Here is a 16,589-nt window from a genome sequence, read left to right as displayed (position 1 = left end):
CCGCCTTCCGTTCCCGCTTTTTTGTGCCATAGCTTTCCCGTGGCTTACAAAAAGAGCTCCACTCAAGTCGGGCTGCGGGCAATTCGGTGTTTAAAAGAGCCAAGTAAAAAGTTAGAAGAGCCAAATAGAATCCAAGTTGTGTGTATGGGGCTGTTTTGAAATTCGCTGGCTTAAACCTCATAGGTTTCCAAAACCTATGAGGTTTGATCATAAACAGTTAAATTCTATCCCTTTGCTGAGTAGAAAGTCCTTCCGAACGGAATATGTAGGCAGATTTAGAAAAAATATTAGCGTGCTTGGCGATTAAATAAGCGCATTTTATTCTAAACAGTTTGATAAACTTTTGTACCTTTTGCCGTTAAAAACAATAATCAAAATTTGAAAAAAAACTACGATATATTGGTCATCGGCAGCGGTCTCGGCGGTCTTGTTTCGGCGCTTATTTTAGCGAAAGAAGGTCTGAAAGTCTGCGTGCTCGAAAAAAATAACCAGTATGGCGGAAACCTCCAGACATTTTCGAGGGACAAACTCATTTTCGATACCGGAGTTCATTATTTGGGGGGATTATCAAAAGGGCAAAACCTTCATCAATTTTTTTCGTATTTAGAAATTATCGATGACCTCCAACTTGAGAAAATGGATGGAAACGGTTACGATAAAATTACTTTTGGAGATGATGAAATCGAGTATCCACATGCACAGGGTTACGACAATTTTGTACAACAGCTTTCAACATATTTCCCTGAGGAGAAAGAAAATCTGGAGAATTACTGCGAGGAAATTCAGAGAATCTGCAATTATTTTCCGAGATACAATGTGGTCGGACAAAACAATTATAACGAAGAGATCCTGCATCTCAACACCAAAAGATTCATCGAGTCGATTACTTCCAATGAAAAACTTCAGGCAGTTTTGCTCGGCTCCAATTTTCTGTATGCCGGAGATTCTGAAGATACGCCATTTTACGTTCATGCGCTGACGGTCAATTCCTATATACAAAGTGCTTATAAATGCGTGAAAGGCGGTAGCCAGATTTCAAAACTGCTGATCAAAAAATTAAGGGAATACGGAGCAGAAGTTCACAAACATTCTGAAGTTTCTGAATTTATCTGTAATGAAAACAATACTTTGACATCCGTAAAAACGACAGCGGGGAAAGAATATTCTGCCACTCAGTTTATATCAAATATTGAGATTCGTTCTGCCATACAATTGATTGGAGAAAGTAGACTGAAAAAATCTTTTCTCAACAGAATCTTAAGTTGGGAGCCGGTTTCATCATGTTTCAGTGTGTATCTGGTTTTAAAACCGAATGCCATTTCCAATTTCAATTACAATGTGTATCACTTTTCATCTAAAGATTTAGTTTGGAAAGCTTTTCAATATAAAAAAGAAAACTGGCCGGAAACGTATATGCTGTCTTCAACACCTTCAAAGAATCATCCCGAATTTGCAGAAAGCTTAACGGCAATTTCATACATGGATTTTGCAGAGGTGAAAGAATGGGAAAATACGTTCAATACGGTAGCCAACCAACAGGAAAGAGCTGAACTGTACGAGAAATTTAAACTCGAAAAAGCTGAAAAAATGATTCAGGCTTTGGAAAATAAAATACCCAATCTCAGAGCTTCGATTAAAAATATTTACACATCTTCTCCGTTGTCATACCGCGATTATATCGGAAGTTTTGAGGGAAATATGTATGGTTACATCAAAAGTTCTGAAAATCCTTTAAAAACAATGGTTTCGCCAAGAACTAAAATATATAATCTTTTCCTCACGGGTCAATCGGTAAACATGCACGGGATTTTAGGCTGTACCATTGGCGCATTCAACACCTGTGCTGAGATCTTGGGAAAGGATTTGATTGATGAACGTTTGTCTAAAATTTTAAATCGAACCGATGAAAAGTAGACATTTATTTTTTATTTTCCTCATTTTTACTCTGATTTCGTGTGGCACAAAAAAGTCTGTAAAACATATTCCTGAAGTCGAACAGTATGTGCTGGAAATCCCTAAAGTTGAGAAAATCAACGATTCTACTTTTTCATTTCATCAAAATTTTTTAACCAAAAACAAACAGCAGCTTTGGGAATTGTATATCAAAGGAAATCCTTTACAGTTGGGCTATAACAATGGAGCTTTGACTCAAAATTTAATGCAGAAACAGGAAGAGATTTTCTTTTCGAAAGTGGAAACTTTTGTTCCTTCAAAATTCAAACAGAATCTTTTGCGCGGTTTCCTGAAATGGTATAACCGAAAAATGTATCTCAATGTGAGAGATGATTTTCAGGCAGAATTGTACGGATTATCCCAATATTCATCAGGCAGATATGATTATATCGCACCGAAATTCAGAAGAGCAATGTATCTGCATGGTGCGCACGACATTGGCCACGCCATGCAGGATCTGATGGTCGTTGGCTGTACTTCGCTTGCCGTTTGGAACGAAAATACTGAAGACGGCGATTTGCTGATTGGAAGAAATTTTGATTTCTACGTTGGAGATGATTTTGCTAAAAATAAACTCATCGAATTTGTAGAACCGGAAATTGGAATTCCGTACATGAGTGTAAGTTGGCCCGGGATGATTGGTGTGGTTTCCGGAATGAATAAAGAAGGTGTGACAGTGACGATCAACGCAGGGAAATCTAAAATTCCATTGACAGCCAAGACGCCGATTTCTTTAGTGACGAGAGAGATTTTGCAGTATGCTAAAAATATAGAAGAGGCGATTGCGATTGCCAAGAAGCGAAAGGTTTTTGTGTCCGAATCTATCTTGGTTGGGAGCGCGAATGATAAAAATGCAGTCATTGTTGAAGTTTCACCTAAGAATTTCGGTGTCTATGATGTGGCGAATTGCAGTAAGGTTTTCTGCACCAATCATTTTCAGTCTGATGCTTATAAAAATGATGAAAGAAATCAAAAACATATTCTAGAAAGCCATTCAGAATACCGTTTCGAAAAGCTTCAGGAGCTTTTACAAACGAATAAAAAGCTTAATCCTGAGACAATGGCTTCGGTTTTAAGGGACAAATCCGGTTTAGAAGACAAAAGTATTGGTTATGGAAATGAGAAAGCCATTAATCAGCTTCTGGCGCATCATGCTGTGATTTTTTCGCCTGAGAAAAGATTGGTTTGGGTGTCTTCCAGTCCGTATCAGCTCGGGGAATTTATATGTTATGATTTAAATGAAATTTTCTCTGATCAGAGATTGAAAGATGGCGACTTTGCAAAATCAGAATTGAATATTGCCAAAGATCCGTTTATTGAGTCTAAAGAATTTAAGGATTATGAAGAATTTAAGTTTGCCAACGGTGAAGTTCAGCATGCAATTGATGGTGATGATGTCGTTTTAACGGATGATTTTATTCCAAATTATCAGTCTTTGAATCCTGATTTTTGGTTGGTTTATTATCAGGCCGGGAAATATTATTTTAAACAGAAAGAATATTTAAAGGCGAAAATTGAATTTGAAAAAGCATTGGCGAAAGAAATTACAACGGTTCCGGATCGGGAGAATGTTGAGGAATTTTTGAGGAAAACGGTGAGGAGATTGAAATGATTAGTTGAACCACTTCGGGGTTCAGTTTCTGTGTTGTTTTCATCCATGGGTTTCACCCACGGCTATTTATATTGAACCACTTCGTGGTTCTGTTGTTGCCTTATTTGTTATCCTTGGATTGTCTTCTCCTAATTCGGTTGCTCGATTTCACCAAGAGCTATTTAAATTTAAAAATTCGTGGTTTTATTCCTTTATTCTTCGTTTCTATGGGTTTCATCCACTTCGTGGCTGTGTTAGATGGAAGAGCACGGGAAGAAAAATTGATATAAAACTGAAATATTTTATTGAGTTTTGGTTGTTCAAAATATTGAAAAAAAAGACAAAACGTCTTTGCAGCCCGACTTGAACGGAAATCCTTTTTTGCTTATGGTATATTTCAATTAGCAAAAAAGTGAAGCAAAAAAGATTGGGAGTGGAAGGCGGATACAGCTGCCCAAATTATTTTAATTATTCTCTGGACTGACTTTATTCAAAAACAAAAACGTGGCAATCCACGAAATAGCTGACATGGAAATTGCTAAAATCATGCTTCCGATGATGTACTGTACAAAGTGATTTTTTACCAGTTCGAAATTCCATTCCTGATTGAAAATATCACTTTCTCCCGCAACGAAAGGCGAACCCAAAAACAGGGAAGCAACAATAATAAAGGGAATAAACGGTGGTAAACTCACGTTGGATGCGATGAATGCAAGAACTTTATTGAGTTTAAAAAGCACGGAAAGGGAAATGACCAGCAAAGTGTGAAATCCCCAGAATGGCGAGAAGCCCACAAAAACGCCCAGTGCAATTGAAAATGCCTTGGTGCGGTTGCTGCCATCGCTTTCCAAAACGTCTTCTTTAATGAACCTTTTAAAACTTTTTTTTCTGAAATTCCGGATAAAATTTCTTGGAATAATGTAAAACAGGGTGATGGTAACCAAGACCGTGTTCAGAATACTGATCCGTGTGAAATCTTTGAATGGTCTGAAGTGTGAAACCCTTTCTGCAGGATCATACAGCACTTTTATCGGAACGTTTTTCACGGGAACATGGCGCCAGGCAGTGCGGACAATGATTTCAATTTCGAACTCAAATTTTGGAGTGAAATATTTCTTTGGAATTTTGTGTAAAGGATATAAACGATAGCCAGATTGCGTGTCTTCAAGCTTAATTCCGGTCTCAAACCAGAACCAGAAATTAGAAAAACGGTTTCCGAAACTGCTTTTTTTGGGAATGCCGTCCTGCGACATATTCCGGTTGCCGATGAGCAGAACGTTTTCATTTTCCGCAAGTAAAGCTTCAACAAAAACGGGGATGTCGTTTGGGTAATGCTGCCCGTCTGAATCAATCGTGATGGCGTGATGGTAGCCAAGTTCTTTTGCTTTTCTGAAACCAATTTTCAGTCCGTTTCCTTTACCTTTATTTTCGGGAAGATGGAGAATGGTAAGCTGAGGGTAAGTTTTTAGAATTTCTGAAGTGGAATCGGTTGAACCGTCGTTGACAACGATGATGTTTTGCGTATATTCCAGGACGCCGTCAATGACTCTTCGCAGTGTCTTTTCGTTGTTGTAAGTCGGAATTAAAACGCAGATTTTCCTCCCGTCAATTGCACTCTGTACTTCAGAAAGTGTCATTTATTTCAACGAATTTTTTTCGGTTGCGGTCATGGTTTTAGACTGCATTGCGAACTTTTTGATGTACGTTTTCAGCGCAGTATTCTGCTTTGAATAGTTGCTTAGAATGTATGCTTTATCTTCTTTTAAATTCTTTGAATAGCCAACGATTTTCGGAATGTTTTCCTGAACACTCATTCTGATTAACCGCAATTCAACGTTATTTGGATTAGATTTGATCACACTTTCTAATTCTGTAACTCCGGATTTTACGAAAGATTTTCTTTTGTTTTTTTCGGTCGTCACCTTGGCTTCCAGAATTTCTGCAGCAGCTTTATAACCTTTCGTTAATGCATCTGAAGATGAACTTTTATCTGCTAATTCGATGAAGTTTTTTGCGCCTTCGTTTGAAGAATTGGCTTTTGAATACGCATTTCTCAGAGCATCCAAATCACCGCTTTGGAAAAATAAAAACAGTACTGTTATAAAAGAAAGTAAAAATTTCATGTGGAATTTTTTATTTAAATGTCACTTGGAATCGCCGAGTCAGCGATTTCATATATTAAATTTTAGTATAATTAACAGACAGTTTTAATGCAATAGTCTCGCCAAAAGCAGTTGTATTTTTTACCTTCACTTCGTTTTCAATTTCCTTGATGTCCAGCTGCATAGTTAGATCGGGCGTCTCAAAAGGATTGATAATGGCCATAAATTTCACGTTGGATGCAGATTTCAGGAATAATTTTTTTCCAGTAAATTCTTCTGTAAGCTCCTTCACGATCTGCATCATACAAACGCCTGGTGTAACCGGATTTCCGGGGAAGTGACCGTTAAAAATATTGTGATCTTTATTCAGTTTAATATTTGCTGAAAAACTTCCGTTTTCTAATTTTTCAGAGCTTTCGAGAGTGTAAAAATCTGTAAGTATGGTCTGCATTTTATTCTGTTTCGGTTATTTGAAATAGTTTGATATCGATCTTAAAATCTTTGTGTTTAAGATGAATCGTCTCTGCAAAAGTAGGTTTTTTAGCTTCAAAACTAAAATTGATCTTTTCCTTTCTGTTCCTGGTGTAAACAATCTGCGTGAGAAGAGAATTTTCTTTGTTAAAATACAGATAGTAATTTTTCGTGTTTAATTCTGATCTGAAAATATTTGAGTTTTCATTTTCAAAACTTTCGGCAACAGGGTATTTTTGTCTTAATAATTCCTGAAAATCATTTTTCAGAAAATTGATTACCATTTTTTTGTTTAAATCTTCTAAAACATAATTCAGTTTAAAATCATTTTCAGAGATTTCAAAATCAATCATTTTGTTTCCAAAATCTGAAGTCATCACGACTCTGTGTGTGGTTTTGGAGATTTTTTTGATGATAAGAATTCCGCTGATGTCATTGCCATAAACTTCCATTTGACATTTGTAAACATAATCTTCGTTTGAAGAAAAGTACAGATTTTCAACTTCTTTTTCGGAGTTTGAAATTGGTTTTACATCTGTCAGCTGATAAGTTTTGCACGAAAACATCAGCAATAAAAGCGAACTATAAAGAAAACTCAGAAGCAGGAATCGGCGCATTGATTTTGGTGTTTTTGAAAACAATATTTGTTGTGTCTCCCGAAGCCTCGGTCATATTTACCTGAGAAACTGTCGACTGATTTTTAGGAAAATGAAGTTCGATTTGCTTAATGTACTTCAGCAACTGCGCAGATTTCGGGGTAAATTTCGCGATATTTGAACTTGAATTTTTCATATAAACCACAGAAAATTCAGGGTCGCTGAACATTTTTCCGTTTGAACTTCCGACAATCAGTTTATTGATTTTTTCAAACGTTTTACTCTTTGCATCTACCGACGATTTTTTCCCTTGGTCGTTGATGAAAATTTTGTTTTCCTTAAAGATAATGCTGTATTGATAGGGTTTTGTGTATTTCCAGCTTAGTGTATTTGGCGATTTTAAAGACATTCTCCCTTGCGTAACAATGTTTTTGTCTAAAAAATCCATTTTTTTGGTTTGAACAAAATCACTTTGCAAAGTTTTGATTTCCCTTGTTTCAGCAGAAATTTTTGTCACAAATGCTTTGGATTCAGCGCTCGTCATTGCTGTATTTTGGGCAAAAACAAAACCTGAGATTAATAAAAAGGCGAAGAAAGCTATATTTTTAAACATTTATTTTTCTGATTTAATGATTGAATCAATCGTGACAGTTGAATACTTTTCACGCTCCAAAAATAACAATAATTCAACCAAAACATTGTACGTTTTCTCAGAAGTGTCGTGGAGCAGGATAATGCTTCCTTTTTTTAGATTTTTGGTTACTTTCTTTAAAATTTTCTTCTCATCCATAATCACCGTGTCCAGCGAACGGACATTCCAGCCGATGCTTTTTTTATTTGTTTTCTTAATGGCTTTTGCGATATTCGGATTGGTTACGCCGAAAGGTGGACGGTACAAATCGGTTTTAAAACTGCCAATTTTCAACATCACTTCATCGCATTTTTCAATTTCCTCAATCATTTTTGAAGTCGATAAAAATCCGGTATTATTTGAATGTGAAAAAGTGTGATTTCCAATTGTATGGCCTTCCGCAATGATTCTCTGGAAAGTTTCAGGATATTTTTCAATCTGCTTTCCGATGCAGAAAAAGGCGGCTTTGATGTGGTTTTCTTTTAATAAATCTAAAAATTTTGGTGTGAATTCTGTCGGTCCGTCATCGAAAGTCAAAGCGACTTCTTTGATTTTTGTTCGTTTATGAGTAAAACTGTTAACAAAATATCCCAACTGAATGTCAAACGAGCCCCAGATTATAACCGCTGAAAATAGGATAAAGCAAAAGATGTAAACCCAAACTGTTCCCTGAAATGCGTAAACAAAGGCATTCAGGAAAAGATAGAAGATGATAAATGGGTAATGCTTCATTTTTAAATTATCAGTTAATCTGGCTGTTCGCCAATTTCTCTTTTCACGTATTCAGACAATTTCCTTTTTGCAAATGCATCAAAATAATATATTGAATAATCGTCTTTTACATCCTCCAAAACCTCGTAAGCATTTGCAAACTCCAAACCATCTTCTTTTACAACATAAACATCATTGCCATAAAATGCATATGCGACGCTATCATATAAAGGCTTTCTGCAAATTAAATCATATTCAAAAGTTAACGGCTCATCTTCATTCAAATATTTTAGAGCCCATAAATCGCCTCTTCTTAAAGCATAAATATTTTTAGATAAAAACAGAGCGTCATTGTAATTTCCTATTTCAACAATCCATCCATCTGGAACGCCAGAATCTATTACACCAAGCAAACCATCTTTTTCTACCTTAAGGATTTTATCTGAGTCCAAACTATTGCTCAGGATTACCATCTCCGAAATCTGGTCATATTCAAAATCTAAACGTAAGTCACCTGTGGCGAGATGTAAAAGAGCTTTCTTTTTGTTTTTAAGGATGACCAAAGCTTCGGGAAGATAGTCTGTTCTAACGATTTTATCAAAGTCATCCACCAAAAGATTTCCTTTAGCATCAAATATTTTGTGTTTCTGCTGGTTTTTGTGAGGCTTTACCAAAATATGATTATAGCTCAATCCTTCAAGTGCATTTTCTGGATAATCCCCAACGTAGACAAAATTTCTGGTGAAGATTTTGTGCGCCTTTTGCCCGTTTACTTTTGTGTTAAAATAACTCGTTTTAGATTCAAACGGATTGTCGGATATAAAATCAATTTTCACTTCGCCGTTAGATGTAATCAGGCCGTATTTGTCGTTGAGTTTTGCAGTGAAAAGTTCTTTGTTGCCGTCATTTTCCAGAAAAATCATTTCTTCATACAAAGGCTCAAGAACAACTTTACCTTGCAAATTTATCAGACCAAATTTTTCGCCCGTCTTTACAATGGCTGTCTTAGAAATTTCGAAATCGTACGCATCATCGAAAATTAAGGGAATAATCTCTTCACCTCGCTTATCTACATAGCCATACTTTTCGTTTTTCACAACAACTGCAAGGTCTGAATAGTAATCATACGCATAAAATTCGTCGTAAATCGGCTGAATTAATACATTTCCCTTTTCATCTTTAAGTCCCCAAAGTTCATTTTCTTCGAAAATTTCCACTTGATTAAGCTCGATATTTTCCTGCCAGATATGTTCCCAACCATAATCGTAGTCCACATAATTCAAAAGTTCCCTGAAACTGCTAAATCCTAAAGTTGATTCACGGGTAAATTGCTTTACATCCAGCAAAGTCGCATCATTAGCTTCGATAGCCTGATGAAAAACGTTATTATTCTGTTGAATATCTTTTAAAAGTTGCTGTGCCTGTTCCTCATGCGAGACATCGCTCATATTGAAAACATCCCATGCATCAATATGGAAATAGGGTTGCTTCAGCTTGTTAAGATAATTGAATAAATTTTCTTTGGCCTCCGAAAATTTTTTGAAATCATCAATTAGATTTGAATTTTCTAAAAACTGATAGAGCTTTTTAAAATTTTCAATACCAGCTTGGGCGTCAAAATAAAGCCCGAAATTATCAGGCTCTGTGTGGTCATTGTAAATATTTCCTGCAACAAAACCTTCACCAGTGAAGAGACTTTGAAGAACCAGAGGGACGTCATAGCCCCATTCTACCATCATTACATCACTTTCACTGGCATCCGATGGATTTGATGCATTGTAAATGTAAATTCTGTGTGACATTTCACCTTTGTTTTTGTGTTTTTATTTGAACAGTTTTATCTGTCGTTTTTTATGCTTTTTCCAGCAAAACCAAACTGTGGTCAATTCCTCCCAAATGATTGTAGAGAAGAACATTTTTGATGCTTTCCTTTTTCAAATCACGAATCTTCATCACTTCTGGAATCTCTTGATTTTTCAGAATCTGACAGGCCATAAATGTTGAAAAACCGCTTGCTGTATTGAATTCGCCACTCAAATGCTTGTAATAAAGTTGGGAAGAATTTGGAAATAATTCCGATGCATTTTTATAATAAACATCCGACTCTGTATCTCCGCTGAAACCTAAAATAACAGCATCAATCTCTTCGTTTTGCAAATTATTTTTAGCTAAAAAATCTACAATGAATTGTTTAGTTTCGTCTAAGTCTATTGAGTTGACAATTTGAATATCTTTGAGTTGTGCGTACGAAGTTTCGGTTTTCTCTTTTCCTAAAACGAAAAAGCTTGAACCTTCGCCCCAAATCACACCTTCCGTCGTTGAATTCAAATAATCAACCGGCAGATTTTCTTCTTTTTTAATGGAATTGCTCAATTTGTAAAGTTCCATCGTTCTTTCTGTTTGTTCATCTGTTGAACCTACCAAAACATTTTCCGCTTCACCGTCCAAAATCTGAAGTTTCGCATCCAGCATTGAAAATTCGAGTGAAGATGAACTGTTGACATACGTGAAATTATAGCCGTGACACTGCAATCCCAAAGCAATCTGTCCTGAAACCGTGTTGTGCGTTGATTGAATGAAAAACGTTGGTGTCAGAAATTCTTCATTGTTTTCCAAAACATTTTTCAGAAACTTTTCAGAATCCTGAGAACAGCCCATTCCAGTTCCTACAATGATAGAATCGGGTTTTTCAATTCCTGCTTCCTGCAGAGCTTTTGTGGAAGCTACGGAGCTCATTTTGACCGTTTTAGACATTCTCCGGCTCATCGCTGGCGGAATGAATTCTTTGTAATTGGGTTCAATGGCTTTTAAAATCTGAACTGAATTTTCAGGTTTTAAAGTGTCGAAGAAATTTTCATTTAAAGTGTCCTGAACTGAGATGCAGGCGACACTGTTGATGTAAACTGCACTCATTATTTAGAAAAAATTAAAGTTGAACAGTTTCCGCCAAATCCAAATGAATTGGAAAGTACGTGGTTGATATTTTTTTCTTTCAGTTCGGTAACTGGCGTCAAATCAAATTCTTCCATTTTGGTTTTAAAATTTAAATTTGGAAAAATCACATTATTCTGCATCGCCAAAATCGAATAAACGGCTTCAATTCCCGCCGCCGCTGCCAATGTATGTCCAGTAAACGCTTTCGTAGAACTGAATTCCGGAACCTGATTTTCGCCAAAAATCCGAATCATTGCGATGCCTTCAGATAAATCATTATTCGGTGTTGCGGTACCGTGAACGTTGATGTAATCGATGTTTTCTTTATCTAAACCTGAAACTTTCAAAGCTTTTTCCATTGCTAAAAAAGCGCCTTGACCGTTTTCCGAAGAAGCGGTTTGGTGATGCGCATCGTTGGCATTTCCATAACCAGAAAGATAAGCGAGCACTTTTTTGTTTTCTTTTTTGACAATTTCATCAGATTCCAAAACCAGGAAAGCGGCTGCTTCGCCTAGATTCAGACCTTTTCTGTCGTTGTCGAAAGGGGTGTTGTATGAATCGGTCAAAATCATCAGCGTATTAAAACCATTCAAAGTAAACTTTGAAAGTGAATCTGTTCCGCCGACAATCACACGGTCGAGAACGCCGTTTTTAATGAGTTTTGCGCCCATCATAATCGCATTTGCTGCAGAAGAACAGGCCGTGCTGATGGTAGAAACCATTCCTTTCAGGCCCAACAATTCTGCAATTGCCAAAGATGAATTTCCGGCGTCGTGCGAGTCAATATATTTTTGCTTTTCAGGGAAATCTTCGTAGGTGTAGAAATATTTTTCGGTGATGTCCATTCCGCCCACGCTGGTGGAGGAAATGAGCCCGGTTTTATATTCGTTAATGTCCGAAATTCCGGCGCTTTCTACAGCTTCTTTTGCAGCCACCATTCCTAACAAAGCGGTTCTTGTAACATTGTTGTCTTCATCCAGCTGAAGTTTCTGCACAAGTTCTTCATTAGACAATTTTATCTCGCCCGTTTTAATGCTTCCGGCGTGGCGTGTTTCAAACAGTTCGATGTCTGAAATGCCGTGTTTACCGGTCGTAAGCGAAATAAAATTTTCCTCGACATTGTTACCAATGGAGGAAATGATGCCCATCCCTGTAATGGCAATTTTTTGACTCATCTTTTACAAATGTAACAATGTAGCAATGTAACAGTTTACCGATAATTGCGAGACTGTTACATTGTTAGATTGGTAAATTAATTTATTTTGTTCTGTTTTCTTCGATGTATTTTGCCATCACTTCAATGGATTGGAAGATTTCTTTTCCTTTTTTCGGGTCAGATAATTTGATTCCGTAGTCTTTGTCGAGAAGGACGATTAATTCCAATGCGTCGATAGAATCCAAACCAAGACCGCCACCGAAAAGTGGGTCTGTATCTTTAATTTCTTCTACTGCAACGTCCTCAAGATTAAGAACTTCTATGATTTTGTTTTTTAATTCTAATTTTAAATCTTCCATAATTTTATTCTAATATGTAAAATTACTCTTTACAGTAATATTTTTAAGTTATTTCTATTTTAAAAAATGTTTTTCTTCAATGTTTTCAAGCACTTTCATTTGGTGAATTGCAATTTTATTTAGTTTTTGCAAACGCTCTTTTTGGCTTAGATTCTCCTGAATGAAAATAGCATTGAGGTTTTCCAGGTTTGAAAGGCAAATCAGTTGATTTATTGTCGCATAATCACGAATATTTCCTTTTTTCTCAGGATTTGAATCTCGCCATTGACGTGCTGAAATTCCAAATAATGCCACATTCAGCACATCTGCCTCATTTGCATAAATGATAGAAATTTCTTTTGAAGATAATTCTTTTGGAATCAGATTTTGTTGGATAGCATCTGTATGAATTCGATAATTTATTTTTGCCAATTCACGTTTTGCGGACCAGCCAAATTGCTTTTGCTCTTCTTCTTTTAACCTTTGAAATTCGGTTATCAGATATAATTTAAACGAAACACTTATTGCCGAACCAAATTCAAAAGCAATGTCTTTATGAGCAAAAGTGCCACCATATTTCCCTTTTTTTACAATAATTCCAGTTGCATTGGTTTTTTCAACCCATTCCGAAATGCTCAACGTGAAATTAGGTAATCCTGCCTGCATTTTAAAGTGGTCAGATTCGACCACTTTAAAGTTTGGGTTATTAATGAGTTCCCAAGTACTCAAAAACTCTAATGCATAACGTGTTCTAATCCAGTTTTTAATAATATCCGCAGCACGGCTTTCGCTTTCTTTTGCGTTAGCCATATCAGTGAGCGAGATGTAATCTACATTCTCGACGGATACTATGGTTATTTCTGAATTTTCTACACTAATTTTTGCCATTCAAACTTTTAATAGCTGATTTTTATTTATTGAATCTTACAGTTTTTCACAAACTTAGCAAATATACAAAAGCTTTATAACTTTCCTGATATAGTTCTACCCAGCCACACAAGACTTTTTCAGCTTTCCCTGATTGCAGAATCTGTGCCGCGTATGAATTCAAAAATTCTTCATCAAATTCATCCAAGACGAAAAAAGCATTTTCGGTCTGCATTTTATGTTTAATGCTGATTTCGCCGACGCAAATATTCGGTAAAGTGTACACAAAAACTGCAGGACTCGGGAAATAATTTTCCTTAGAATTAATGCTTTCCTGATATTTAAAATCGGTGTCGAGGCTTGAAGATTTGTTGGCGAAAACCAATGCAGTTTTGCTGTGGTCATCGTTTTTCAAAATCATTTCAGAAGCGAGAAAAGCCAATTTGCTGAGATTATCCATTTTATGAAACTTTGGATAGTTCAGTTCTAAAGTTTTGTAGGCTTCTTTTGCAAAGTCTGAGAAATTTTGGGCTTTGGTTTCAAAAATAATTTGGTCGTTGAGGATTATTTTTGAGTTTTCTACGGTGCAAATGTCTGTTTTCTTCATCATTATAGTTTTAACATTTTTCCAAAACAATGGCCGCATTACATCCTCCAAAACCAGAAGCGGTTTTCAAAATATATTTAATTTCTGCAGATTGATTTTCTTTAATAATGTTCAAATCCTGAGAGACACCCATTTCTTCAAAGTTTTTGGATGGAATTAAAGTGTTTTTCAAAGCCGATTCCATAGAAATAATGCTTTCCAAAAGTCCGGAAGCTCCTAAGCAATGTCCGTAATAACCTTTCATACTGTTGAGGGGAACATTTTGCAAATTCATTCGGTTGAAAGCGATGGCTTCCATCTCGTCGTTATAAAGCGTTGCCGTTCCATGAGCGGAAATAAAATCGATTTGTTCTGCTGAAACTTTTGCTTCTTTAATCGCATTTTGAATACTGGCAAACAATCCGTCGCCGGTTCTCGATGGTCCGGAAATGTGATTCGCATCGTTAATCGCTGAGTCGCCCAGAACTTTAAACTTAAATTTTTCGTTCTGATTTAATTCTGAAGTTATGTAAACACTTGCAGTTGCTTCGCCTAAATTAATTCCATTACGGTTTTTGTCGTAAGGTTTGCAAGGTTCACTTCCAATTGCCTGAAAAGAATTGAAACCTGAAATTACAAACTCAGAAATCTCATCTCCGGCAACGACGAAAGCGTCTTTGTATTTTCCTGCCTGAATCATATTTTTCGCCACAGAAATCGCCATCACACCAGAAACACAGGCATTGGAAACGACAATCGGTTTGGTTTTAAATCCAAAGAAATCAGCGAGTTTTTGTGCTAATTTTGAAAGATAAACGCCTTCCGGTAAAGTGTTTTCGTTTTTTAATAAACTGATATTTCCTTTTGTTGTTGATAAAATAAAAGCAGTGCCATCTGAAATCGAATGTCTTTCTATCAAAGGTTTCAGACTCAACAAAAAAATTTTTTCAAGTCTTGTGAAATTCTGATTGTCAAAGTATTTATCGAATTCCTCTTCCAATTTCTCAGAATCAATTTTAGAAACAAAGAAAGCTTCGTGATTTTCTGTGACCTTATGTAAAGCTACGCCGGATTTTCCTTCCAAAAGTGCGTTCCAGTTTGCTTCCACATCAAAACCTAAAGGCGTGACGCAGTTGTAATCTGTAATGTAAATTTCTTTGTTCATTAATTATTAAAATTTTTGAATCATTTTTGAAAAGCAAAAAGCTAACAGCTAATCGCCAAAAGCCAACTATAATCCCATTTTATCTTTCCAGGCCTGAAAAAACTCGGGATTGTACAGGCATAAATTATTTTCAGAATCCAGAAAAACCTGAATAGTTTCTCCACTGCAAACCAATTGATTCTGCTGATTGAAAATCTCGTATTTATAAATCAGTTTTGCCGAAACAGAATTTACGAAAGTCGTTACAATGTTGAATGTTTCTCCATATTTCAAGGGAAGAAAATGCTCGCACGTACTTTTCACAATCGGCGTTACAAATCCGGCTTTCTGAATGTCGAGGTAGGTTAAACCGTGCTGTCTTCCGAAAGCTTCTCTTCCGTCCTCAAAATACACAATGTAATGCCCGTGCCAGACGATTCCCAGCGGGTCTGTCTCGTTGAACCGGACGCGTACTTCTTCGGTACAGGTTAAATTTTTAGACTGCATTTTTGTTTCAGCTTTTTTCATTAATTATATTTAAAAAATTATTTTTTTAAATATTCTGAAATTTTTCTTCTTAAATAATCTCTTTCAGTTCCGTTAGCATCATTGTCCATACTGCTATGGTTTATGTCAGTAAACTGAACGGTTATATCATATTTTTTTAGCTCTTCGTTGGTTGGCAAAACATTTTCGTCTGCTGGATAGTCTTTGGAGCGCAAAGTAAATATTTTTGGTTTAAAAGTTCTTGGCAATTCCATTCGTCTATTGTCCATTGAAATTATTTTACTGATAAGGTTTGGATATTTGTGAGCAAATAACACTGTCATATCTCCACCATTCGAATGTCCAATCAATGAGAGCTCATCATATTTTAATTGAGGATAATCTTGCTTGATTTTTTGTAAGACATACAATATGTTTTGAGAACCTCTTTCCCAATTTGGCCTTCGGGTTTCTTGTAGTTTACCAGTCATTGCCAAAAGTTCGTCAGTTTTCAACTCGTGTTGAATGCTGACAACAAAATAACCTTGTGAAGCTAAAAACTCTGTTAAATAGGTATAAGCTTGCAAATAATCGCTACCATTATTTTCTCCGTAACCGTGACTGAAAATAATTGGAATTTTATTCGCTTTCTTTTCGTCACTTGGTTGATAAATCGCAATTGGAATTTTTCGGTTTCTACTTTTATCAAATAAAGATAAAGTATCAAGTTTAAATTCCAATTTTTCGTTTCCAGAGGAAATTACTTTTTTGCTGGTCGAACATTGAATTATTGCGAAACCTAATATTATGATGAAAATATGCTTCATTTTTAATGACCCTTTTAATATGTTTTGACTTTTGGTTAGGGTTGACAAAACGTGAATTTCCCACGAAATCACTAGCCCTGATGGGAACGGCATCCTTTTTTGTTATTGCGATTGCTGATAAGTTCAATTTATTAATTCGCGTAGTTCGCAATGACAAAAAAGATATAGTGGACAGCAGGTTCCCGGCTTCTAATAA

At 36.1% G+C, this 16,589-nt stretch carries 18 protein-coding genes; 3 read left to right on the top strand and 15 right to left on the bottom strand.

Annotated features, from left to right (window positions below):
- Window positions 1–378: 378 nt before the first annotated feature.
- Window positions 379–1,914 (top strand): phytoene desaturase family protein, encoded by a 1,536-nt coding sequence (locus OMO38_RS16980; RefSeq protein ID WP_264751380.1) that lies wholly within the window; start codon window positions 379–381, stop codon window positions 1,912–1,914.
- Window positions 1,904–3,565, top strand: coding sequence for a C45 family autoproteolytic acyltransferase/hydolase (locus OMO38_RS16975; RefSeq protein ID WP_264751379.1), 1,662 nt, complete (start codon window positions 1,904–1,906; stop codon window positions 3,563–3,565). Before OMO38_RS16980 ends, OMO38_RS16975 begins: the two co-directional genes overlap by 11 nt.
- A 443-nt stretch (window positions 3,566–4,008) precedes the next feature.
- Here the strand turns inward: OMO38_RS16975 and OMO38_RS16970 are convergent, their stop codons facing one another.
- The 15 genes from OMO38_RS16970 to OMO38_RS16900 form a co-directional block, all read right to left on the bottom strand.
- Entirely contained in the window at window positions 4,009–5,181 is a 1,173-nt protein-coding gene (locus OMO38_RS16970; protein WP_264751378.1) for a DUF2062 domain-containing protein, read from the bottom strand.
- Window positions 5,182–5,667: a hypothetical protein gene (locus OMO38_RS16965; protein WP_264751377.1), complete on the bottom strand. Its 486-nt coding sequence runs from the start codon at window positions 5,665–5,667 to the stop codon at window positions 5,182–5,184.
- A 55-nt stretch (window positions 5,668–5,722) separates the two neighbouring features.
- Window positions 5,723–6,097: a 3-hydroxyacyl-ACP dehydratase gene (locus OMO38_RS16960; protein WP_185113702.1), complete on the bottom strand. Its 375-nt coding sequence runs from the start codon at window positions 6,095–6,097 to the stop codon at window positions 5,723–5,725.
- Window position 6,098: 1 nt separating this feature from the next.
- Window positions 6,099–6,734 carry a hypothetical protein gene (locus OMO38_RS16955; protein WP_264751376.1) on the bottom strand — a complete coding sequence of 212 codons (636 nt, stop codon included), beginning with the start codon at window positions 6,732–6,734 and terminating at the stop codon, window positions 6,099–6,101.
- A complete protein-coding gene (locus tag OMO38_RS16950) occupies window positions 6,700–7,326 on the bottom strand; it encodes a LolA family protein (RefSeq protein WP_264751375.1) in 627 nt (208 codons plus the stop codon). The genes OMO38_RS16955 and OMO38_RS16950 overlap by 35 nt, the downstream gene beginning before the upstream one ends.
- Window positions 7,327–8,076, bottom strand: a complete 750-nt coding sequence (locus tag OMO38_RS16945; RefSeq protein WP_264751374.1) for a polysaccharide deacetylase family protein — start codon at window positions 8,074–8,076, stop codon at window positions 7,327–7,329.
- A gap of 14 nt (window positions 8,077–8,090) precedes the next feature.
- Window positions 8,091–9,857 (bottom strand): WG repeat-containing protein, encoded by a 1,767-nt coding sequence (locus OMO38_RS16940; RefSeq protein ID WP_264751373.1) that lies wholly within the window; start codon window positions 9,855–9,857, stop codon window positions 8,091–8,093.
- A 49-nt stretch (window positions 9,858–9,906) separates the two neighbouring features.
- Complete coding sequence (locus OMO38_RS16935) at window positions 9,907–10,968, bottom strand: beta-ketoacyl synthase N-terminal-like domain-containing protein (RefSeq protein ID WP_264751372.1); 1,062 nt, start codon at window positions 10,966–10,968, stop codon at window positions 9,907–9,909.
- Window positions 10,968–12,164, bottom strand: a complete 1,197-nt coding sequence (locus OMO38_RS16930; RefSeq protein WP_264751371.1) for a beta-ketoacyl-[acyl-carrier-protein] synthase family protein — start codon at window positions 12,162–12,164, stop codon at window positions 10,968–10,970. Before OMO38_RS16930 ends, OMO38_RS16935 begins: the two co-directional genes overlap by 1 nt.
- Before the next feature lie 82 nt (window positions 12,165–12,246).
- Window positions 12,247–12,504, bottom strand: coding sequence for a phosphopantetheine-binding protein (locus tag OMO38_RS16925; RefSeq protein WP_034963026.1), 258 nt, complete (start codon window positions 12,502–12,504; stop codon window positions 12,247–12,249).
- Window positions 12,505–12,558: 54 nt separating this feature from the next.
- Complete coding sequence (locus OMO38_RS16920; protein ID WP_264751370.1) at window positions 12,559–13,371, bottom strand: KilA-N domain-containing protein; 813 nt, start codon at window positions 13,369–13,371, stop codon at window positions 12,559–12,561.
- Window positions 13,372–13,417: 46 nt separating this feature from the next.
- Entirely contained in the window at window positions 13,418–13,960 is a 543-nt protein-coding gene (locus OMO38_RS16915; RefSeq protein WP_264751369.1) for a 3-oxoacyl-ACP synthase, read from the bottom strand.
- Window positions 13,961–13,967: 7 nt separating this feature from the next.
- Window positions 13,968–15,101, bottom strand: a complete 1,134-nt coding sequence (locus tag OMO38_RS16910; protein ID WP_264751368.1) for a beta-ketoacyl synthase N-terminal-like domain-containing protein — start codon at window positions 15,099–15,101, stop codon at window positions 13,968–13,970.
- Between the two features lie 66 nt (window positions 15,102–15,167).
- Window positions 15,168–15,608, bottom strand: a complete 441-nt coding sequence (locus tag OMO38_RS16905) for an acyl-CoA thioesterase (protein WP_406567333.1) — start codon at window positions 15,606–15,608, stop codon at window positions 15,168–15,170.
- A gap of 17 nt (window positions 15,609–15,625) precedes the next feature.
- Entirely contained in the window at window positions 15,626–16,393 is a 768-nt protein-coding gene (locus tag OMO38_RS16900; RefSeq protein WP_264751367.1) for an alpha/beta hydrolase, read from the bottom strand.
- 5 nt (window positions 16,394–16,398) lie between these two features.
- On the opposite strand from OMO38_RS16900, the gene OMO38_RS16895 reads away from it, so the two are divergent.
- A partial coding sequence (locus tag OMO38_RS16895) for a hypothetical protein (RefSeq protein ID WP_264751366.1) occupies window positions 16,399–16,589 on the top strand: 191 nt, incomplete at its 3' end.

The organism is Chryseobacterium kimseyorum (assembly GCF_025971945.1).
Lineage (GTDB): Bacteria > Bacteroidota > Bacteroidia > Flavobacteriales > Weeksellaceae > Chryseobacterium > Chryseobacterium kimseyorum.
The sequence above is the reverse complement of the archived record's forward strand: the minus strand, read 5'-3'. Positions and strand labels throughout refer to the sequence as shown.